The sequence below is a fragment of the Vibrio sp. S234-5 genome (genome assembly GCF_000960595.1).
GTDB lineage: Bacteria > Pseudomonadota > Gammaproteobacteria > Enterobacterales > Vibrionaceae > Vibrio.
In genome coordinates this window covers 108,624-130,936 of the sequence record NZ_JZAM01000060.1, presented here as the reverse complement: position 1 = coordinate 130,936, position 22,313 = coordinate 108,624, and the positions used below count along the sequence as shown (strand labels likewise).

18 protein-coding genes and 1 tRNA gene are annotated in these 22,313 nt (G+C 44.5%); 16 read left to right on the top strand and 3 right to left on the bottom strand.

Annotated elements, in window-relative coordinates; all coding sequences use genetic code 11:
• Window positions 1-176: 176 nt before the first annotated feature.
• A complete protein-coding gene (locus UF06_RS01815; RefSeq protein WP_045568917.1) occupies window positions 177-746 on the bottom strand; it encodes a YecA family protein in 570 nt (189 codons plus the stop codon).
• A 213-nt stretch (window positions 747-959) separates the two neighbouring features.
• Here UF06_RS01815 and UF06_RS01810 point away from each other — a divergent pair, with 213 nt between their 5' ends.
• The 8 genes from UF06_RS01810 (at window position 960) to UF06_RS01780 (ending at window position 8,113) form a co-directional block, all read left to right on the top strand.
• On the top strand, window positions 960-3,140 hold the full coding sequence (locus tag UF06_RS01810) for a hybrid sensor histidine kinase/response regulator (protein ID WP_052702499.1): 2,181 nt from the start codon (window positions 960-962) through the stop codon (window positions 3,138-3,140).
• A gap of 269 nt (window positions 3,141-3,409) precedes the next feature.
• Window positions 3,410-3,859 carry an L-alanine exporter AlaE gene (locus tag UF06_RS01805; protein WP_045568916.1) on the top strand — a complete coding sequence of 150 codons (450 nt, stop codon included), beginning with the start codon at window positions 3,410-3,412 and terminating at the stop codon, window positions 3,857-3,859.
• A 140-nt stretch (window positions 3,860-3,999) separates the two neighbouring features.
• Window positions 4,000-4,087, top strand: a tRNA-Ser gene (locus UF06_RS01800).
• A gap of 314 nt (window positions 4,088-4,401) precedes the next feature.
• Window positions 4,402-5,640: a tyrosine-type recombinase/integrase gene (locus UF06_RS01795; RefSeq protein ID WP_045568915.1), complete on the top strand. Its 1,239-nt coding sequence runs from the start codon at window positions 4,402-4,404 to the stop codon at window positions 5,638-5,640.
• Window positions 5,641-5,874: 234 nt separating this feature from the next.
• Window positions 5,875-6,792, top strand: coding sequence for a hypothetical protein (locus UF06_RS01790; RefSeq protein ID WP_045568914.1), 918 nt, complete (start codon window positions 5,875-5,877; stop codon window positions 6,790-6,792).
• Between the two features lie 134 nt (window positions 6,793-6,926).
• A complete protein-coding gene (locus UF06_RS01785) occupies window positions 6,927-7,142 on the top strand; it encodes an AlpA family transcriptional regulator (protein ID WP_045568913.1) in 216 nt (71 codons plus the stop codon).
• A 2-nt stretch (window positions 7,143-7,144) separates the two neighbouring features.
• Window positions 7,145-7,333, top strand: a complete 189-nt coding sequence (locus UF06_RS23445; protein WP_082069531.1) for an AlpA family phage regulatory protein — start codon at window positions 7,145-7,147, stop codon at window positions 7,331-7,333.
• A 186-nt stretch (window positions 7,334-7,519) separates the two neighbouring features.
• Window positions 7,520-8,113, top strand: a complete 594-nt coding sequence (locus UF06_RS01780; protein ID WP_082069530.1) for an inovirus-type Gp2 protein — start codon at window positions 7,520-7,522, stop codon at window positions 8,111-8,113.
• Between the two features lie 234 nt (window positions 8,114-8,347).
• On the opposite strand, the gene UF06_RS01775 is transcribed toward UF06_RS01780, so the two are convergent.
• Both UF06_RS01775 and UF06_RS01770 read right to left on the bottom strand, forming a co-directional pair.
• On the bottom strand, window positions 8,348-8,614 hold the full coding sequence (locus UF06_RS01775; protein ID WP_045568911.1) for a hypothetical protein: 267 nt from the start codon (window positions 8,612-8,614) through the stop codon (window positions 8,348-8,350).
• A 71-nt stretch (window positions 8,615-8,685) separates the two neighbouring features.
• Window positions 8,686-8,970: a hypothetical protein gene (locus tag UF06_RS01770; protein WP_045568910.1), complete on the bottom strand. Its 285-nt coding sequence runs from the start codon at window positions 8,968-8,970 to the stop codon at window positions 8,686-8,688.
• A gap of 199 nt (window positions 8,971-9,169) precedes the next feature.
• Here UF06_RS01770 and UF06_RS01765 point away from each other — a divergent pair, with 199 nt between their 5' ends.
• From UF06_RS01765 to UF06_RS01730, 8 genes are all read left to right on the top strand, one after another.
• The gene (locus UF06_RS01765; protein ID WP_045568909.1) at window positions 9,170-12,055 is read left to right on the top strand and encodes a UvrD-helicase domain-containing protein; all 2,886 of its coding nucleotides are present in this window, start codon (window positions 9,170-9,172) and stop codon (window positions 12,053-12,055) included.
• A 224-nt stretch (window positions 12,056-12,279) separates the two neighbouring features.
• Entirely contained in the window at window positions 12,280-13,557 is a 1,278-nt protein-coding gene (locus UF06_RS01760) for a hypothetical protein (protein WP_045568908.1), read from the top strand.
• Window positions 13,547-14,116, top strand: a complete 570-nt coding sequence (locus UF06_RS01755; RefSeq protein WP_045568907.1) for a hypothetical protein — start codon at window positions 13,547-13,549, stop codon at window positions 14,114-14,116. Before UF06_RS01760 ends, UF06_RS01755 begins: the two co-directional genes overlap by 11 nt.
• On the top strand, window positions 14,110-16,902 hold the full coding sequence (locus UF06_RS01750; RefSeq protein WP_045568906.1) for a hypothetical protein: 2,793 nt from the start codon (window positions 14,110-14,112) through the stop codon (window positions 16,900-16,902). Before UF06_RS01755 ends, UF06_RS01750 begins: the two co-directional genes overlap by 7 nt.
• On the top strand, window positions 16,899-17,783 hold the full coding sequence (locus tag UF06_RS01745; RefSeq protein ID WP_045568905.1) for a DUF2220 family protein: 885 nt from the start codon (window positions 16,899-16,901) through the stop codon (window positions 17,781-17,783). Before UF06_RS01750 ends, UF06_RS01745 begins: the two co-directional genes overlap by 4 nt.
• Window positions 17,784-18,069: 286 nt before the next feature.
• Window positions 18,070-19,809 carry a class I SAM-dependent DNA methyltransferase gene (locus UF06_RS01740; protein WP_045568904.1) on the top strand — a complete coding sequence of 580 codons (1,740 nt, stop codon included), beginning with the start codon at window positions 18,070-18,072 and terminating at the stop codon, window positions 19,807-19,809.
• Window positions 19,799-20,923: a PDDEXK nuclease domain-containing protein gene (locus UF06_RS01735; protein ID WP_045568903.1), complete on the top strand. Its 1,125-nt coding sequence runs from the start codon at window positions 19,799-19,801 to the stop codon at window positions 20,921-20,923. The genes UF06_RS01740 and UF06_RS01735 overlap by 11 nt, the downstream gene beginning before the upstream one ends.
• A gap of 59 nt (window positions 20,924-20,982) precedes the next feature.
• Entirely contained in the window at window positions 20,983-22,311 is a 1,329-nt protein-coding gene (locus tag UF06_RS01730) for a restriction endonuclease subunit S (protein ID WP_045568902.1), read from the top strand.
• Window positions 22,312-22,313 lie beyond the last annotated feature (2 nt).

The following is a 22,313-nucleotide window of genomic DNA, read 5'->3' as shown; positions in this document are numbered from 1 at the left end:
TAGAGATGTAATGCTATTTTTACCAGCTGGTAGAATTTATGTGATTGTTATTGCGTTTGATTATGAAAAACGAGCTGGATATGTGTAATGTGTTGGCTAAAGCCGATCAACAAGAAATGGGTAAAACAAACAGGCATGCACGGCGAGTGAGGTGCCACTCGCCGCAGGAAGAGGATTTATTGCTGCTCAGCGAGCATCACACCACGTTGGGTTAGGCCGCAAAGCATCACCGGCATGGCGTTAAAGATCTCCGCAAACTGCTCAAGCCCTTCAAAGCCTTGTTCGCTCAATGTCGCAATGGTGGTTTCTGGGTCGTAAAGCATCGTTAAAGAGAGCAACACACCGCCGAGTAGGGCATTTTCCTCACTCTCTTCAGGCATTAAGGTTTCCCAATCATCGCGCGCCAGTTGCCAGCCTTGCAGTACACCTTCACAAAAGTCGCGAGTGGCTTCGTTAACGATTTCCGCTTCATCCAACTTGCAGCTTTCTGGCCACTGCCAAGAGCCATCAAGTAGCGCTGGACGCGCCTGATTCCAAAGTTGCACTACCGCATCAATGTAGGCTTCAAGCTGTTCACCGTCGGAAAAAGGTGCGGTTTCTTCACCTCCCCATAAGAAAGGCAGCCATTCATGTGGGTCGAGGATATTGGGCGCTGCCGCCATTGAAGTGACAAAGCCCTGCGTTTTAGCAAGATTGAGCAGCTTACCGTCTAATTCCTCAAGGGAAAGAATGTCAAATAACGTCAAAATAGAATACCTTGGATGTTAAGGGCGAGTGAATGGGCGGATCTTACCAATCTCGGCCGCCATTAAAAAGGGCAGAACGCCAGTTTCAGTGATTGTCGGTCTTTTCCGCAGTTTCGTTGTAGGGAAGAAAAGTAAGTCATTGATCCCTGTACCTTGAGCGGTGCCGGGTATGGTAATACACTAAAGTGAGCTAACAGGGAACGCTGTCATCGTATGGAAATTCGCTCATCACTTCGCAACAAAAGCATTCTCGCCTTGAGTTTGTACCTCTGTTTTTTCCTCGCCATCATCGGCAGCGTCACCTATTTTGTGGTTGAGCCTTTAGTGCGCAGCAAAATCGAGCAGAATCTGGATTTGAGAACCGAGCTGCTTGCCGCGCAAATTGAAGGGCCGCTCAATAGCTCGCTCGGGTTACTCGACAGCCTCGTTGGTTTCGCTCAAGGTAATCCACCGCCATCGCAACTTTCCCGTGGTATAGCCAATATCATCGCTGCCAGCGGCAATATTATCTCCAGTGGTGGACTTTGGCCTGAACCGGAACTCAACCAAGCGAAACCAGTCTATCGAAGCTTGTTTTTTAATAAAACCAAGCAAGGTGGTGTCGATCAGGTGCATCTGTATAACAACCCGGAATCCGATGGCTATCATCTTCAGCCTTGGTATCAGTCCGTTGCCAATCAACCTTCAGGCCAACTAAGTTGGTCGCAGGTGTATATCGATCCTTATACGCAAGTGCAGATGATCACGGCGTCGAAACCTTATTACCTTGATGGGCAGTTTGCTGGGGTGGCAACGGTTGATCTCTCCTTGCAAGCACTATTTGATTTTATCCGCAAACATACCGAGATTTACCAACTTGGGGTCACCATCAGTGCATTAAACGGCAGCTTGATCACCGAGCACAACTACACTCTTGTTCGAGGCCGTTACGTTAGCCAGATTGAACTCAGCGATTTTCATTGGCAAATGAAAGTAGTGAGTGCCCGCCAGCGAATAAGTGATGAAGTGTTCAATAAAGTGCTACGGGTGGAATGGGGTATTTTGCCTTTCTTACTCATCTGCGTTTTAGCAGGTTACTACTTGCTCAACCGTTATTTGATTGAACCGATCATCACGATTGCGCAAAGCGTGGACAACTCAAAAACCGGCGGTATCGTTGATATCGATTATCAAAGCGATGACGAGATCAAACATCTGATCGATGCGTTTAACGAGAAAACCGTCTATCTAGAGGCAGAAAAAGTCAAAGCACAAGCGTCAACCAATGCCAAAACCGCCTTTTTGGCCACATTGTCGCACGAAATTCGTACGCCCATGAATGGCGTGTTGGGCACGGCGCAGTTGTTGCTGAAAACCCCATTGACCGAAGAACAGAAAAAGCACCTAAAAACGCTATACGATTCCGGTGATCACATGATGACTTTGCTCAACGAGATCTTGGATTACTCCAAAATCGAGCAAGGACACATGGAATTTGATCTCGCCCCATTCCCGTTTGACTCCATTATTGGCAGCGTAAACAGCATCTACTACACCTTGTGTGCGGAAAAAGGACTGCAATTTCGCGTCTATTCACAGGTTGCCAGAGATCGTTGGTACCATGCAGACCGTGCACGCCTGCGGCAAATACTATTCAACTTACTCAATAATGCGGTGAAGTTTACTTCCCACGGTGTGGTTGAAGTCTACTTGGAAGAAGTGTTCAAAGGAGGGCAGAACTACCTTGTGATTAAAGTTAAAGACACAGGGATAGGTATTCCTATTGCAGCACAAAAACGTATTTTCCGCCCGTTTGAACAAGCAGAATCCTCGACCACCCGACGCTATGGCGGTACTGGCCTTGGTCTGGCAATCGTTAAAAAAATCGTTGAAAAGTTAGGTGGTAAAATTAGCGTTTCCAGTCAAGAAGGGCTTGGCAGTTGCTTTAACGTCGAGTTGCCAGTGCAGGTGTGTGACGTTGGCAGTGTCGAGCAAGAGCCAAATTATCATCTCGATTATCAAGGTTTGACCGTTCTGATTGTTGAAGACAACCGCACCAATGCCATCATTCTTGAAACGTTTATGCGCAACAAAGGCTTTATTCCCACTTGCGTCGAAAACGGCCAAGAAGCGTTGGATCTGTTACCACATCAATCATTCGACTTGATCTTGATGGACAATCACATGCCCGTACTGGATGGCATTGAAACCATTCGCGCCATTCGTGCCATGCCAAACTCGATTAACCAAGTCTTGATCTTCGGTTGCACTGCCGATGTGTTCAAAGAAACACGTGTTTGTATGTGTGAAGCTGGTGCCAATCACATCATCGCCAAACCGATTGTAGAGAAAGAGCTCGATGATGCGTTGTTTCGGTACGCAGACTTGCTCTACCAATACCGTCGTGAGGCATAAAAGGTCTTCTTTCTCTTCTAACAGTAAAGACACTTATGTAGTTAAATTACATCTCATAGATCATTGAAATGAGGTTTTATCCATTTTTGGTGACTTTATCTACATTTGGTGCGTTTTTTGGTCATAAATTTACAACTCAATTTCAAATACGGTATCTAAAACTACAAATTATTTGCTCTAATAGCGCCATGAACTGCTCTGGTTTTTACATCCAGTTCATGATGTCGTTAAATTGCCATTTTTATAGTTATATATTTTAGAGGACGTAAATGAAATCTCGTGCGCCATTTTGTATCCGTCATGCAGCAGCAGATACTTTTGCTATGGTGGTTTTTTGCTTTATCTCAGGGATGATTATCGAGATTCTGATTTCTGGAATGACCTTCCAGCAATCATTGGCATCACGAACGTTGTCGATTCCGGTCAACATCGCCATCGCTTGGCCTTATGGTCTATTCCGAGATTGGGTACTTCGCCAAGGTGCGCGAATTTCGACTGGCGGTTTGATGAAAAACGTCTCCGACTTAGTGGCCTACGTACTTTTTCAATCTCCCGTCTATGCGGGTATTCTGCTGGCGGTTGGTGCCTCGACAGAGCAGATCATTACAGCCGTGACCAGTAACGCCATCATTTCCTGCGGCATGGGCGTGCTCTATGGTTACTTTTTGGATATGTGTCGCCGCTGGTTCAAGGTTCCGGGGTACTATCAACAAGCTTAGTTGCTGGTAGAGTGCGCGATTTAGTCAATAACTGACCAACTGAACCGTTTGGGGCGCTTTTTTTCAAAACTTGGCTTGACCAAGCCTAAGATAATCATTAAATTAGCGCCTCGTTGATAGGGGAAACCCAACAACAATTCGGTGAGTTGTCCGAGTGGCTGAAGGAGCACGCCTGGAAAGTGTGTATACGGCAACGTATCGAGAGTTCGAATCTCTCACTCACCGCCACATTCAAGTCTAAAGACGTCCTAGGGCGTCTTTTTTCTTATCTAAAATTCCTAAAAATCAATAAGTTATGGTCCGTATTCTTCCGGGTTCATCCAACCAAATCCACTGTTTCAAGTAATACCCAAAGTAATACCCAAGCCGTTTTTCTGATGCTAGTATTACTTTAGAACACAATTCTGGTATTACTTTTAGCCCTTTCTTATGGTGATATTTTAAAGCTAACTCTTTGTTTTAATTTTGAAATGATGGGGGTAAGTAATACCGAGATTTTGAGGTTCTTCTGCGTTGTTCAGGTATTACTTGAGGGATAAATGATGGCCTATAAATTGACAGCAAGACAGGTACAAAGCGCAAAACCTAAGGACAAGGTTTATCGATTATCGGATGGAGGCAATTTGTACTTTTGTGTACGGCCCAATAATTCCAGATCTTGGCAATTTCGCTATACAAGGCCAGGACAAGATAAAGTGACTTACCTATCTTTCGGCACTTACCCTGATATGAGTTTGGCGGAAGCGCGAGATAAAGCCTTAGAGTCACGAAAGATGCTTGCAGAAGGTATCGATCCTCAGTTAGCGAGAGAAGAACAAAAAGCCAAAGCGATTCTCGAGCAAAATGCGACTTTCCAGTTTGTTGCTGAACAATGGAAAGCGACGAAAGAGGGAAGAATCAAAGAAAAGACATTGCTTGGCAATTGGCGCAAGCTTGAACTGTACGCATTTCCAAAGTTGGGCTCCATGCCCGTCAATAAAATTTCCGCACCGCTTGCAATTTCCGCTCTTCGTCCTGTAGAAGAGCAGGGCTTACTTGAAACAGTGAAGCGAACCGCTCAGTTAATGAACGAGGTCATGAATTACGCTGTTAACAGTGGTGTAATTCATGCTAATCCTTTGTCAGGTATTCGAGATGTGTTCAAAAAGCACAAAGTGGTCCATATGAAAGCACTACAGCCTCATGAGATGCATGAGCTGATTCGAACAGTCGCCACTGCAAACATCCAGCGTGTCACGCGCTTTCTTATTGAGTGGCAATTGCACACCATGGTTCGGCCCAACGAGGCTTCTGGCGCTCGTTGGGAAGAAATAGACATAGCAAATAAGCTTTGGATTATCCCCAAAGAGCGCATGAAAATGAATCGAGAGCATGCCGTCCCGCTCACTGAGCAAACGCTCGCTATACTTGAAGCTATCAAACCAATCAGCGGACATCGAGAATACATTTTCCCCTCTAGCCGTAATCCCAAGGTACCAACGGACTCCGAAACGGCGAACAAAGCGTTGGGGAGAATGGGATTTAAAGACCGAACGACTGCCCATGGTTTGCGCGCATTAGCTAGTACGACACTCAATGAGAAAGGCTTTGACCCTGATGTGATTGAGGCAGCATTGGCGCATACCGACAAAAACCAAATTCGTAAAGCCTACAATCGCAGTGATTATCTGGAGGCGCGGCGAAAGTTAATGTGCTGGTGGAGCGAACACATCGAGAAATCAAGTTATGGAAGCTATAGCGTTATAGGAAAAGACTATTTAAGAACGGTCAATGTAAGATAAATTTGCCTGGACAAGGATGAGGTGATTTTATAACACGTTAACACGTTAACACGTTAACACGTTAACACGTTAACACGTTAACACGTTAACACGTTAACACGTTAACACGTTATTATTATGATACGGCAATATAGTAATCGTGTAACATGTTATAAGTGTTATTTTTTCGTTGATCTCTTAGTATTAATTAGAATAGATTTTACTTCCTGAATTTTAAATAAGGAAAGTAAGCTTATGTCTCAAAGAAAACATTCTAGTTCTGGTGAATATAGGGAAATGAAATTGTTCCCCCTGCCTTATTTTTCATTGGATATGGCAGCTGAACAATTGGACGTCCCGGTTCGGTTTTTCGAAGAGGCTGTAAGATGTGCTTTGGTCCGACCATGTGTGTTAGTTGATGATATTAAACCACAAAAGTCGTTTTCAATCTTAACTGGGAATAAAGAAATCCTAGAAAGTGCTGAAGCCTACTGTCCTTCAGGACTGTCTCAATCCGACTTGTCTCGTCAGCACTCTCCATTGATTCGTCCTAGGCTCTCAAACATTGATGACTATCTTTCCAGCTCTGCATCGCAGCTTAATGTCACTTATTTCGAACCCTATTCTGAGGGAGAAGCAGGTGTCGAGGGATATTTAATGGGTTTTTGGCAAATCGAAAGCGTTGACGATGCTATTAGGCTGTTATCCTCTCTGGATGAAATTGATATTGAAGTTGTTCCGTATATTGATGATTGTTGGTATCAAGATAGACCAATAGATAAAGCACAAATAACGATATTAGGTTTTCCTGTGACAGTGAGTGCTAAGAATATTGTTATTAGCTATAAGGATGTAAAAAAAATATTAGATGCATATCAAAAAGGTGTTCCTATCGATCAACGAACTCTATACGGCTTAGCCAAAAAGCAGACAGAAGTAAAAGAACCAGTTGCTAGAGCTTCACAAAAAATGATGGCGGTATTATGTGCTGTGATCGCTACTCACCCTAAGCTTGGCCCTAGTTGTTTTGACAAAAAGGTGAACTTGCATGAAATACTTTCTGCTCATTTTGCATGTGAGGGAATATCCCTTGGTTTATTCGAACCTGATCCGAGCACCGTGCGCAGATGGAAGCAAATTATAGACTTCGAGAAAGCAATTCTGCGTAAATAAGAAGTAACATTCTAGCACCACTGCGCGCGCATCTAGCTCACATGCGCGCGCATGTTTACCTAATGCGCACCATTCCAATCCCTTCCGGATTAATCTCATTCCGTCCTGAGAACAACGAAAAAGGAAATCAGTGAATGAAGATTATTCGTCTTAAAGAAGTTATGTCCATTACCGGCTTATCACGTTCGACTATTTATGAGCGTATATCGGTGGGAGAGTTTCCTCCTAGTGTGAGTCTAGGTGGTTCCGCCGTTGGTTGGTTGGAGTCTGAAGTACATGCGTGGATTGAAAAGCGAGTTACTGAGCGAGATGAACGTCTAAGTCAACCTACTTATCGCAAGCGGGGGTAGTTATGAATGTAAGCCGCGAGATATTAACCACTAAGCAAGTATGCGCAATGACCAATCGCTCGGTATCGACAATTAACCGATGGTGGAAAGAGAGGCGCTTCCCGAAACCATTACAGTATCAGGGGAGATCTTACGGTTGGGATTCAGATAAGGTGAAAGCATGGTTTGAGAGTCAATTTGACGCAAAATGACGCTGTTTGCGTCATTCTGCTCACTTTTGAAGTATCAATACCCAGTTTTGTTGAGCTAAATTTAGACCTTATTGCATCGCCCATCCCTTATGAGACGAGGGGTTCGGTATAGAAGGTAAAGCAACGGGAACTGGGTATTTCATATTATCTCCCGTTATTCTTAATACCCTTATCAATAATCCTTGTATGAGAAAAAACCAGTCAACTTCACCATACTATCGTTATTTAGATAGTGTGTACCATGTGAATGCAGGGGAAGGTAAGCCAATCTTCACTCATCAAATGGGCAAGATGATAGAACAACTCGAGATCATGCTGGGTCATCATCGGAAAGTCTTGGTAGTCAGATTCGATTTACATCTCCCCAGTCACGGTCACTCAACAGACAATCAGGTGATGTCGATGTTTCTCAATCACATTCGATATCGAGTCAAGAAGAGATATAAAATGGTGCGTCTAGGCTACGCGTGGTGTCGAGAGCGGAACCATGCTTCAGCTCAGCACTATCACGTTGCTCTCTTGCTAAATGGCTCTCAAATACAATATCCAGATAAACTGCTTAGTCTGCTTACACAGTGGTGGGGGACGGTATCAGACGGAGGTCATTTATTTATACCGGAGAATTGTTATTACCTAGTCAGTCGTCAGAGCGACGGGCGAGTGAAAAGGGATGCAATTTACCGTTTGTCTTACCTTGCTAAAGTGAATAGTAAACAAAGTCGAGAAGGGTTCGCCAATGATTACGGTACCAGTCGGCTAAAAATGGAAAGTGATCAATAAAAGTGATCAGTAAAAGTGATCACTAGCGCTGATCACTTTTACTGATCATGTTTTATTTACTTTATATTCAGTTAGTTAATGAGAATTGCGCATGTTGACCGTTGCGTTTCAAGAATTGACTAGGAGCCATCGCCTTTCTATGTTTGCAAAAAAACGGCCATTTTCAGGCGCTTTTCGACCCACAAAGTGGTGGTGAAAGTTTAATTTATTGCATTCACTTGGGGATTTGTCTCATCAAATATGCAACTTTAGGCGGATATAGGCAGGTACGGCTAGTAACGCCTCTCTGTCTGTGGCTGCAAGAAAATCCAGGTACTCCCGCAACTCACCGTCGGTAACACTTTCAAGCTCTTCATAGCTTACACCGAGCAACCTAGCACCATGCATCAATCCATTAAGGTATTGTTTACGTTCGTTTTTGCTTTGTTCATCTTGAGCATCCATCCGGTGGTACTCATGTAAGATTTTTTTCAAATAATCCAAGAAATCGGTTGAGTCCATAATGACTTCCTTTCCCTAATCGCAATTGAATACTGCTCAGCCACCAGCGAGACACAAACGGTCTCTGGGCATCACTTCTCATCCGGTTTGTTTCGGTACACTTGCCAACTGCTTGGTATTACACTAATCCAGTTATCACGAACGTAGTTATCATGGTCTTCTGCAGAGCCTTCAGGGTACCGTTGATAGAACTCTTCAGTGAGCTTGAAGTAAAGAGACCACTTTCGAAGTATGTAATTGTCTGCGTATCCCAAGTGTTTGGCGGCAGCGAGATTACCATGTGCAAATCGGCATACTGGGTTGGGATTACCGCGATTACCTTTTACAAAGCGGCCTTTGGCATCACGTTCGGGCATAATCATTCCTTGTCGAAATAGACAGTTCGTAAAGTATCCACCACAGGTTATCAGTGACCTAGCGAACAATGCAAACACTAGGCGCTCATAACAACAGTAGATAGTTTCTTTAGATCTCAATCACTAACCATCATACTTAGTCATGTAAACTAGGTTTCACTAATCGATATTGTATCACGCTCATAAAGCTATAAATCAGATGTCAAAATTACTTCTTAGACCTCATTTTCTTGCTAGATTGTTCGGAGCAACATCCTTTATCGAAATTTACGATGAAGGCATAACATTTGTAGGTAAACATGAGGCTGGCCACTTTTCATGGCAACAAATTGACTCCCCACCCAAGGTAAATCTTGGTTTAACCGGTGGCTCTATCACGTTCTCCGTAAACCACAAAAACTACACTGTCTCGGCTTTAAGCTACGCTGCTACTCGCAAGCACCAGCATAATCTATTCGCATTCTGGGCGAACCAAAATGCCGAATACCTTGCCAGTTTTGTTCGCGATGTTGAACTTCATTGTCAGAGGGCTTATCTAAAAGATTCATCTCGTGAGTCAATCCAAGCCAGAGCGCAGAAAGAAGCCCAGAGGTGGTCCGGTTGGCAATCGGCAAAAGGCCTCAATGCCGCTGTTACTGGCGTGGCTCTATGCGTTCAAGAGTTCAGTAATTGGAGTGATGAGCAAGTTGCCTCGATTAGAGAGAGGTTCGTGACAAACCAGCTTAATCAATACAAGCCATTTTTTGATGAAGTTGAGTCGAACCCTCTTACCGATAAACAACGCATCGCTTGTGTCACTGATAATGACAATAATCTACTGCTAGCAGGCGCTGGGACTGGAAAAACAAGTGTAATGGTTGGCCGAACGGGTTATTTGGTGAAAAGTGGCAAAGCAAAGCCTGAGGATATTTTGTTGCTTGCTTTTGGCGCGAAAGCGGCAGAAGAGATGGATGAGCGTATAAAGCAACGGCTCGGGTTCGATTCTGTGCGGGCCAGCACCTTTCACAGTTTGGGATTGAAGATCATAGCAGAGGTGGAAGGTCATGTACCCAAACTTTGCCCCTTCGAGTTAGACGCCAAAATCAAAGCGCTCTGGATGCATAAAACATTAGAAGCTTTGATGCATGATGCTCACTATCGTCGACAGCTTTTGGAGTATTTCAGTGCTTACTACTATGTCGATAAAAGCCCGTTTCAGTTCAACAGTTATGGTGACTATTTACGTTATTTAAATGATAACGACATACAAACCATCAAAGGTGAGGCGGTGAAGAGCTGTGGTGAAATGGTCATTGCCAACTGGCTCTATCGCCATGGCCTGAACTACCAATATGAAGCAAATTATCGTTTTGATGTCAGTACACAAGAGTACCGACAATATCAACCCGATTTCTACTTACCAGACTATGACATATATATTGAATACTACGGCATAGACAAGGATGGAAACACGGCGCCGTGGATTGATAGAGAAAAGTACCATCGCGGCATAGAATGGAAGCGCGCGACTCATGAAAAGTATCAGACGGGTTATATTGAGTTGTTCTACCACCAACATAGTGATGGCATTATGCTTCCTTCGCTTGAGAATCAGCTCAGAGATAGGAACGTCGAGCTTTCTCCGATTTCTCAAGCAGAGCAGTTAGCGAAGCTTGAAGAACTAGGACAAGTCACGCAACTGGCGAAGTTGCTTGGTATGCTGGTGGATATGTACAAAGCATCGTGTTTAGATCAAGTAGCGTTAGATACGCTGATTGCACAGTCAGTCGATCCTAAACAAACGGCCAAAGCCTTTGGTTTGCTAATGCCGCTTTACACGAAGTATGAGCACTATTTACAACAAGAGAAGCTGATTGATTTCAATGACATGATTGTCAAAGCGTTGCACTATATTCAGTCAGGGCAGTTCAGGCCCAATTGGAAATATATTCTGGTCGATGAGTTTCAAGATATTTCTGAACCACGAGCTCGGTTGGTAAAAGCTTTGCGAGATACCTGCACAGGTTGTTCACTTTTCTGTGTAGGAGATGATTGGCAAGCTATCTACCGTTTTACGGGGGCAGATGTGAAGTTAACCACTCATTTTTCAAACTATTTTGGCCCCACATCCCAAACTCATTTGGATTTAACCTTTCGGTTTAATAGTTCGATTGGTGATGTCGCATCTCGGTTTGTTACCCAAAATCCAGTGCAGATTCGCAAAATCATACGGTCGCTCAATCAAGTTAATCAACCTGCCGTTTCTTTACTTCGTCAAGGTCAAACCGAGCCAGGAGTAAATCCTCTCGAGAAGGCTCTTGAGGCAATCGCTTATCGGGTCAAGAGTTCAGGAAAGTTCACGCAGAATAAAGTCTATCTTTTAGCGCGCTTTTGGCATCAAATGCCTCGCAGTCAGGAGCTTTTGGCCTACCGTAAACAGTTCACTTCACTCAATATAGAATGGTACTCCTTCCACGCATCAAAAGGTAAAGAAGCAGACTATGTTGTTATTCTTGGGCTGACATCTGGTACTAACGGTTTCCCATCTAAGAAAGTCACACCGCCTCTTCTCGATGCACTATTACCCAAGGGAGACAGTTATGAGTTTGCCGAGGAGCGCAGGTTATTCTATGTGGCTATCACTCGTGCTCGCCACCGAGCGTATTTACTTGCAGATATGACCGATGTCAGTGAGTTTGTTGTTGAGCTACTTGAGTCAAAATACCCGATAGAAACGGACGAATTTGAAACCTCTTTCGTGCAGAAGCTTTTTGAACAAATTTCATGTCGCCGATGTAAAGCTGGGACGCTGCAGGAGAGGGTCAGCGAGTTCGGAAAATTCTACTCATGTTCTTTGTATCCACGGTGTAAACACAAAGAAACACCGTGTGACTGCTGTGGCCAGCCAATGAGTTGCAGCAAAAAGCAAGGCTATCAAGTCTGCATTAATGACGCGTGTGGTGCTGTTCGTCCACTCTGCCAACGCTGTGGAAGTGAAATGAAGCTACGAGATGGCAAATATGGTCCATTCTGGAGCTGTACCAATTATCGCCAAGGTGCCGATTTGAACTGTGGATATAAGTTACAAGTGACAAGTAATTCATAGCGATGCCAAACAAGTTCAGTGAGCATCAATCGGCCAAGTGCACGAACCTCGTTTCAGTGGCAATACCGACAATCCTGTCATTCTAAGACGGATGTCAAGCTATTTTACATGTTTATATACTCAGTATTTACCTGTCGCCATTAAGTAGACATTATGAGTTTAGTTTCAATCTATGCATAGTCTTGGTGAATCAAAGTCTAGAACTTTGTGGATAAGGTAGAGAGATGGTTTCCCCTAAAAGTCTTGTTTTTCAATTACACCGTCACTGGGAAGTGGTTGAGCAGTTAACCCGGCTTTCACGAGAGTTCCCTGCATTTGAGCTCCGTATCCTCGAACAAGTGATAAACCAGTACAAAAACAAAGATGCAGATACTAACAGCGTGCTGACGAGTCTTATCAACGCGGACATCTTGCAGCCTATCTGCCGAAGTAGTGACTATCAGCTCAACACGCTGGTGATGGATTTTGTACGTGGATTGACTCATGAGCATGAGCTTGGTTTGTCCGCGGTACTTAAAGCTCGCGTTGAGGCTATCAAAAACGCCACCAGCCAAGTACTAAAGGGACTTGAAGATACCGATAATGATTTACTCCGTTCAGGCGCTAACCAACTGTCAGAGCTGACGAGAAAGATTGCTCAACAATTAACACAAGACAAGCAAGCCATTTTTGACATTGCTGAAGCGGCTAAATCAGCAGACACCAGTGTGCCAATTGAACGCCGCTATCGTGAAGTACTAGAAGTGTACGACCAATACGTTGAACCCATGAATGAAATGATGGATAGCGGTCTTGGAGGCAGTTTCTACCCATTGTTGGAAAAAGCAGAAGAAGCACTAGACAAAGCCGTTGATACGCTGGCTATTCGCGGCTCTTTGTATCAACAAAGGTTAGCAATGCGTCAGATTGCTTATCAAGTCAAAGATCTTCGTTACCAAGGGCGGGTCATCGCTCAGCAATGTGCAGATACCTTGTTACCGCTGAGAGAGGAAGCGAGGCTACATAACCAGCTTTCTGCTGTGATTAGCAAGCAAATAAGCCAAGTTCGTAAGAAAGGCCTAGTTCGAGGGTTAAATGCAGTCGGCTTACCATTATGGAAAGCCAGTCGTACCAGTAAAATTCAGATTGGGAACGAAGTGCGTGAACTGATGGCTGAATTTTTGAGTTTTGAACCCAATTCAATTCCTTTTCCGGATGAAGAAGAGCTCTCTGATAGCCTCTTAGTGAATTGGATCGATGAGCAGCGATTGCGTGAACAACTTTCAGCAGCATTGCCGGTTGAGAATCTCATGACTTGGTTAACGACACACTATCGCTATTTACCTGATACGGAATTACTCCGTCTCTATCATGAACTGGTGCGAGAACCACAATGGCAAAGCTTGTTGAGCACAAATCCTTGTACCACAACGCTCAGTACCGTCTCTGTCACTTATCATCCTCATCAACTAACGACCTTGACTCGCTCAACAAGTGCAAAGGATATGGATAATGCAAAATAGCAAACTCGACTTAACTGAGCTGACACATCTCACAGAACTGTTCAACTTATTCAATTCAGGTCGGCACCTGAACCGTTCGACAGATGCAGCCCTGTGGTATGAACTCGAACAGAAATCGGAACAGTATCGACATCTATTTTCTAACCTAGGGTTTGAGCTACGTATCGATGGCCGTGGTTTTGCTTGGTTTCATGACGATGAAGGGAATCAAAACATCAACAAGCAATCGCGACAGTTGGCGCTTTTGCTGATGGTGATTTTTGACTACCAAGCGGACAATGGTCGCTCTTTGAGTCAGTTTTATCAGTGGACCATTAACAATAAAGTGCTAAATGAGGTCTATGAAAAGCATCAAGGATTGTTGGATGCAGAAGAGTTAGATCAAGGGGGATTGGTAAGAGTCCTCGAAAATGCGGTGCGAAAAGGCTTTGCGATTCAAGAAAACAACCACTGGCGCTTATTGCCTTCGGTATATCGTTACTTAGACCACTTTGAGGCGATTACCGAACAAGCCTCTGTTAGCGATGGAGTCACGGATGAGGAGGATGAATCATGCTAAATTACGGCTTCCAACGTCTCGCATTAATTGGCAGTGCTGGATATCAGCGAGCAGAGCTGCCACTGGATGATTCTGTGTCATTAATCGCACCAAATAATCACGGTAAAACCAGTTTAATCAACGCCCTCCAGTTTCTACTGATCATTGACCAAAGAAAAATGGACTTTGGCTCTCATAGCGTCGAAAAAGCACGTCGTTTCTATTTCCCAAACAACAGCGCATACATCCTGCTTGAAGTCATACTTCCTCAAACCGGAACCGTTGTTTTCGGCTGCGTAGGTAAAGGCGTAGGCCACGATTATGAATACTTTGCCTACAAAGGAGAATTAAACCTAGATGATTACCGTTTGGCGGATGGTCATATTGTTACTCAACCCAAACTGGTTAACCATCTAGCTAGCCACCAGCACAGGGTCTATCAATACAATGAAAGAGATTTTCGTCATTTGATTTACGGTGGTGCAAAGAGTAAGAAGACCAATGATCTCGACTTTACGGTATTCAAGCTTGAACACGGAAGCGATGCACGCTCTTACCAGCAAGTGCTCACCAAAACGCTTAGATTGGATAAGCTCAATTCCAGTGATGTAAAAGAGTACTTACTCAAGATATTTAGCCGTGAGCTGCCTAATGCGAGTATCGATTTTAAGCAAGAATGGGAGAAGGCATTTCAAGATATCAACTTAGAGCGGGAGCAATATCTAGCGGCGGTGAATAATCTTGCGACCATTGAAGAGCTGGAACATAAGTTTCAACGTACATTGTCCCTAAGAGGCAAAATTGCGTCGGCACAACCCAAAGTGAACCAATTATTGCAAGATTGGCACGGACACGTTCAAACAACGAGAGAAAAATTATCAGCACAAAAGCATCAGCTTGAAGAAGAACAAAATGAGTTACATCACCAAGATATTGCTCGTGCTGAAGCACGCAGTGGGTTAAACAACAAGCTCGCGGATCTAAAACGTACCGAAGAGCAGTACCAAGAGCTTCAAGCTCGCTTTGCGTTGATTCCGAATCACGCCTATTTAGAGAGCCAGCTCAATCTAGCAAAACAAAGTTATGAAGAACAGGCCGCGCTATGTATTCAATCGCAACGCTCTTCTTCATCAGATTTAGCCAGGCAGTTAAAAGAACGGACAGAAAAACGCCAAAGGTTGGAAACGCAGCGGCAAACCCTAGACAATAATTTGTACCTTCATCTCTCCAAATTGCTCACAGCGCATGAGCTAGAAAAACTGAACAAAGTACTGAGTCAGCAAGTGATGCAGCGTTCACCTTCGCACTATTCACTCGATATCAATCAGCTTCGAGACGTGCTGAGTGGTGAAGCGGCCCCGACGCTCACTCTTTCTGGTTTAACCATATCCCTTGATGAGCTCATTCCTCAACATGTTCAAAAGACCGAACAAGAGCTGGTGGAAGAGCTAGATAGTGTTAATCAGCAGATAAATAGCCTCACAGAACTGCTAGAGGTCAGTCAGCAAAGGGATTTGGCGGAAAAGAAAAAGAACGAGTTACACCGAGCCGTGAAAGAGTGTGAAAGGGCGCTCATCGATTATCAGCAACTTGAGCAACTCACCGCGAATCAGTCTCAACGTAGAGAAGAAAAAGCCAAGATCGAGCAAGAGATCACAGCGATTAATCATGCTTTAGCCAGTGCGAAAGACCGCTATCAAGCGCTGAAAGAACAAATCAACAAGACTTCGGAAAAGCTCAGTAAGTTAACTTCAGATAATAACCGTGTTGAGTCGCTCAAAGAGCAAAGAATGGATGATCAATCCCTGTTTACGGCGCTATCGGAACAACCTCATACCCCATGGATAGCGACCGAAGAATGGAGCTTGGAGTTTCTCCCCATTCGTCTTGAACAGTTCATCAACGATTGCCGGGAACTGGATAACCTTTCTAAAGAGCTACGCCAAATGAAAAATGAGTTGGCTCAGAAAGGGCTCACAAAGTTTCAAATGGCACCCACTCAAGACGAAGAGCTAAAAGGCATCATTCAATTTAGCCATTGTTTGGATGCCGAAAAGCAAGCGTTAGAGAGAAAAGCACGTTCTGCGGTGGTTAATGTGACAGCGAGCTTAAGGGAGTTACGCAGTGGTCTGCTTGCTTTGCAAAGTAAAATGAAAGAGTTCAATCGGCTAATCAGTCACAGACAGCTATCTGATTTGAAAACCTTCAAAATCGAACCTGTCGAGGAAAGCTTGCTTGTGAATGCGATGAATGTGTTGATACAGCAAGCAGAGCAGACAGATTCGGGGCAAAGTTTCGATTTGTTCGATCAAACGAGCATTTTAGATGATGCAGATCTAGAGCGGGCGAAAAATACGTTAATTGAAGAGGGCAATGCTCGCCAAGGATTAAGAGTCGCAGACTTATTCAGGCTTGAGTTTGTCGTGGCAAAGCAGGGGCAGCAGCAAGAGTCTTTTGAAGATATTGATAGCGCAGCGTCTAATGGCACGGTATTGATGGCAAAGTTAGTCACCGGCCTTGCCATGCTGCACCTAATGCAAGACAAACGTCACCAAATGAAAGCGGTCTGTTATTTGGACGAGGCGTTAGCATTGGATACCAAGAACCAAGCCAACTTAATCGAGATAGCCGAGCAATTTGGCTTCGCGTTAATTTTTGCCTCGCCGGCACCGTTAACCACCGCTCGGTATTGTGTGCCAATTCACCAAGTAAATGGTAAAAACGTCATAAGCCGTCATAGCTGGCAGCTATTGTCGCCCATCGAAAGTCGTATGGTGACTCAGCCAATCGCGGAGACATCACAATGAGCCAGCCATTGATTGCCGCCTTAAAACGGCTCATGAATGCACATCCAGAGGCGATTGCAGCGAGCACAATGACGACTGCGCAGAAAAGGCAACTCGACGAATTTTGCCGAAAGACTCACAGCGTACGAATGACGCCTAGCGGCAGAGGCGTTGCCTACCGCATTGAAGACTTAGCCGTCGTGACCGTGACTCTACAGCAATTGTCGCCACATCAAGACTTACCATTGTCGATTCCGCCAAGAGCCGCGAACATCGCCAGCACTCGAAGCAGTAAACAGGGAAGAATCACCCACGATGTTACTCATGTATTCATTAAGACCCAAGCTCAGCCGAACTGGTTTGACGGAGATAGGCCAACAGAACAGTTACAACGGGCGAGCGAAGAGTTTGGCGTTGCCGCGCTAGAAATCGGCGGCGACAAAAATCATTCACTGTATAGCGAACATCCTATCTGGCTTGTGGAGAACCAAGATCTGTTTGATAGGCTTGATTGGCTGCCGACTTCGGAGCCCACCAGCGTAATTTGGTATCGTGGCCAACTGCACAATAAGTTGATCGATTGGCTGGCAGCCCCGCAGCGGTCGCCATTCATCTATTTATTTGCTGATTATGATGGAGTAGGGCTGAACAATTACCGCCGCTTAAAAGAGCGGCTCGGAGAGAGAGCCACTTTTTGGCTGATGCCGAATTGGCGCGCCTTATTAACTCGCTATGGCCAAAATAAACTCTGGATTGATACTGCACGAGAGTTTGAATCCTTTGAGCGTAATGCTGGCCAATGGCTCGAACAGGAAAATGAGTTAAAAGCACTTGTACAAGCAATGAAGAGGCAGGGGTTGGCCTTAGAACAAGAAGTGGTTTGGCTAAATAGTGCGCTTTAACTGAGTAATACCGACAAGTTCAGCATTTTTGAGCAGAGATTAAGCGCACAATCTCATAACCATACCTAGAACATTGCCCACGGATCTGTTTTTTCATATTCTCTCACCAAGAAATTTTTCGACTTTATCGTGTAGAGCTAACATGTTGGAAATGTAGCTTAATTTTCATCCAGTGAAATTGATAACCACGATTTTAAAACGCAATCTTGGTTGATAATGATCAAAATTTATACGGTGTCGGCATCCTTGAGCTTGGTTTCGATGACGGTATAGCATAGGAAATAATATGAATAATGTAGAACAGCAGTTCCTAAATGAACTCGACGATAAGCTTTGGAAATCAGCAGAAAGATTACGTAATGCTTTAGACGCCGCCAACTATAAACACGTCGTACTAGGGATCATCTTTCTAAAGTATGTGTCAGACGCTTTTGAAGAGCGCCAACAAGAACTGCGCACTTTGTTTACCGAAGACAGCAGCGACGACAATATTTATTACATGCCTCGTGAAGATTACGACTCTGACGAAGAATACAACGAAGCAGTCAATGCAGAGTTAGAACTGCACGAATACTACCAAGAGAAAAACGTGTTCTGGGTGCCCAAGCAGTCGCGCTGGGAGTTTCTGAAAAGCACCGCAGCAAGGTCCATCGGCGATGACATTGAGTTAGAGAATGGCGAAACCTTCAAGCTTACCTCTATATCTAAGCTAATCGACAATGCCTTAGAAGCCATTGAAACGTATAAAATCGACGACAGGCTGGCAAATCCTAAGCTAAGGGGCGTATTGCCACGTATTGGCCGTTTTGAAGTCGACAATTACAACCTTACTGAGCTCATCAATAAGTTTTCCGATACCAGCTTCCGCAACCCCGAGTACAACGGCGAAAAGTTAGATTTGCACAGCAAAGATATTTTGGGCCATGTCTATGAGTACTTCTTAGGGCAATTCGCTTTAGCCGAAGGCAAACAGGGTGGCCAATATTACACCCCCAAAAGCATCGTTACCCTGATCGTTGAAATGCTTCAGCCTTATCAAGGCCGAGTCTATGACCCGGCAATGGGGGCGGGTGGCTTCTTTGTGAGTAACGATAAGTTTATTGAAGCGCATGCCGCTGATAAACATTACAACGCAGCAGAGCAGCGCAAACATATTTCTGTTTATGGCCAAGAAAGTAACCCAACGACTTGGAAGCTCGCTGCCATGAATATGGCTATTCGCGGCATTGACTTTAACTTCGGAAAAAAGAACGCCGATACCTTCTTAGATGATCAACACCCCGACCTGCGTGCAGACTTTGTGATGGCCAACCCGCCGTTTAATATCAAAGACTGGTGGCACGCCAAACTTGAGGGCGATATTCGCTGGAAATATGGCACACCGCCGCAAGGCAATGCCAACTATGGTTGGATACAGCACATGCTGCACCACCTGAACGATAACGGCTCAATGGGCTTATTACTCGCTAATGGTTCTATGAGTTCCAATACCAACAACGAAGGTGAGATCCGTAAAGCGCTGATCGAGGCTGATCTAGTTGAATGTATGGTGGCACTACCAGGCCAGCTATTCACCAATACCCAAATCCCTGCCTGTATTTGGTTTTTAACCAAAAACAAGAAAGGCGGCAGCTCAGCAACACAGAAAGGCAAGCGTGATCGCCGTGGTGAAACCCTATTTATTGATGCGCGCAACCTTGGCTTTATGAAAGACCGCGTACTGCGCGACTTTACCAGCGATGATATTGCCAAAATCGCCGATGTTTTTCACGCTTGGCAATCTGGAACAGGCTACGAAGACGAAAAAGGCTTTTGCTTTAGCGCCAAACTTGAAGACATGCAAAAGCACGATTACGTACTAACGCCAGGGCGCTACGTGGGCGCAGCCGATGCCGAGGAAGACAGCGAGCCATTCGCCGATAAAATGCAGCGCTTAACCGCGCAATTAAAAGCGCAGTTTGAAGAGTCTGACCGATTAGAAAAGGCGATTAAGGAAAATCTGGCGGGGATTGGTTATGAGCTCTGAGCTGTCAACGCTTGAACAACAGCTTTCCCCCCTGTTTGAACGAGTAGTGAGCATACTTGAACAGGCGCGTAGCAATGTCGTTCGTTCCGTCAACCACAATACCGTACTGGCCAATTGGCTGATAGGGCGAGAAATTGTCCTGCAATTACAACAAGGTCAACAAAGAGCAGAATACGGCAAACAAGTGATCGAAGCCTTGTCAGCCCGTTTAAATCGCAATTATGGCAAAGGGTTTTCGGCCACCAATCTTTGGTACTTCCGCCAATTTTATTTAACCTACCCAAACAGAATACCGATCCCTCACCCAACGGGTGGAGAATCTACCCAGTTGCTCGCCATTACCCACCCAGCGGGTGGAGAAAATGCGTTTTCGGCAAAGCTGTCATGGTCGCATTATCGCGCCTTAATGAAGGTGAAAGACGCCCAAGCGCGTGACTTTTATGAGCAAGAAGCCGCAGAGTCTGGCTGGGATAAGCGCGATTTAGAGCGGCAAATAAATTCGCAATATTACCAGCGCATACTGGCCAGCCAAAACCCTAACGCCTTAATTACGCAAGGGCGAAAGCAAATCACCTCAGCCACCCCAGCCATTGAAGTGCTTAAAAACCCGTATGTATTAGAGTTTTTAGGGTTGCCAGAATTACCACAATTACACGAATCGCACCTAGAAAGCGCCATAATGACTCAGCTACAAGTTTTTTTACTGGAGCTCGGCCAAGGCTTTGCTTTTGTAGCTAGGCAAAAACGCCTACAGTTTGAAGATAAAGACTTATTCGTAGACTTGGTGTTTTACCACTGCATTTTAAAATGCTACGTACTCATTGATTTAAAAATGACCGAACTTACCCATGCCGATGTAGGGCAAATGGACGGCTATATTCGTTTATTTGACGACCAATACACCAGCGAAGGCGACAACCCAACCATTGGCCTGATTCTCTGCGCTGAAAAAAACGAAGCCGTGGCCAAATACTCGGTACTCAATGATCGCAAACAGATTTTTGCCTCAAAATATATGCTGCACCTGCCTACAGAGCAACAACTGCAACAGGAAATTCAACGCGAACTCAAGCTGATTGAAAACTTACAAGGAGAGCAGAATGAAGGTAATTAAGCAGAGCTTAGGGTTTGAGTTAGAAAAAGCGTTTGAGGATAATTTAGTGGGGATTGGTTATGAGTTCTAATTGGCCTCTTAAAAAAATTTCTGATGTTGCATATTTTCGGAACAATAAACGCATACCACTAAAAAGTTTAGATAGAGCTAAACGACAAGGTGAATTTCCCTACTATGGGGCATCCGGTATCGTTGACTATATTGATGATTACGTATTTGATGGTTCTTATTTATTAATCTCTGAAGATGGAGAAAACCTTAGAACAAGGAAAACACCAATTGCTTTTCAAGCTCACGGTAAGTTCTGGGTAAATAACCACGCGCACATACTGGAAGAAAAAGAAGAGGGAATCTTAGATTACTTAGAGTACTATTTTTCAACTTTAGACCTTACCCCATACATAACAGGTGCGGTACAGCCTAAGTTAAACAAAGCTAACTTAGACACAATTGGAATACCAATTCCGCCTAAAGATGAGCGTAGATCGATCAACCGAACCCTTAACCATCTTAGAGATAAAATTGAACTAAACACCCAAACCAACCAAACCCTAGAACAAATGGCGCAAGCCATCTTCAAAAGCTGGTTTGTCGATTTTGATCCCGTCAAAGCCAAGATTGAAGCGTTAGCAGCGGGTGGTAACGCTGACGATGCAGAACTCGCTGCAATGAGTGTAATTTCTGCCAAAACTGTTGATGAACTGAACAGCTTAAAGGCCAGCAATCCCGAGGCATTTAACAAACTCGCCCAAACCGCCGCGCTGTTTCCTGCAGCAATGCAAGACTCTGAACTTGGTGAGATACCGGAGGGGTGGGAGGTTGGAAAGCTAGCAAATATTATTGACTTTAATCCTCGGCGCACCCTCAAAAAGGGTACATTGGCTCCATATCTTGATATGAAAAATGTTCCAACAACTGGCCACCTTGCTATAGAGGTTGTTGATAGAGAAATGGCTAGTGGGACTAAGTTTGTAAACGGTGACACATTATTAGCACGAATTACGCCCTGTCTAGAAAATGGCAAAACTGCTTATGTTGATTTTTTAAAAGACAATCAAGTGGGTTGGGGTTCCACTGAGTACATTGTAATGAGACCAAAGGAAGGCTACCCAACATCCATAGGATATTTGCTAGCTCGAGATACTAATTTCAGGCAGCAGGCAATTCAAACTATGACTGGAACAAGTGGTCGTCAAAGAGCTGACGCAAAAGCCTTAGCCGAAACTGCTTGGCTTATCTATCCCAAAGAGCTCGTGAGGGCATTTGACAAAACGGCGAAAGGATATTTAAGTCTTGCCAAAATTAATGGTGATGAATCGAAATCGCTATCAGAGATTAGAGACGCTCTTCTTCCTAAACTCTTGTCAGGCGAATTAGTTGGGGAATAACA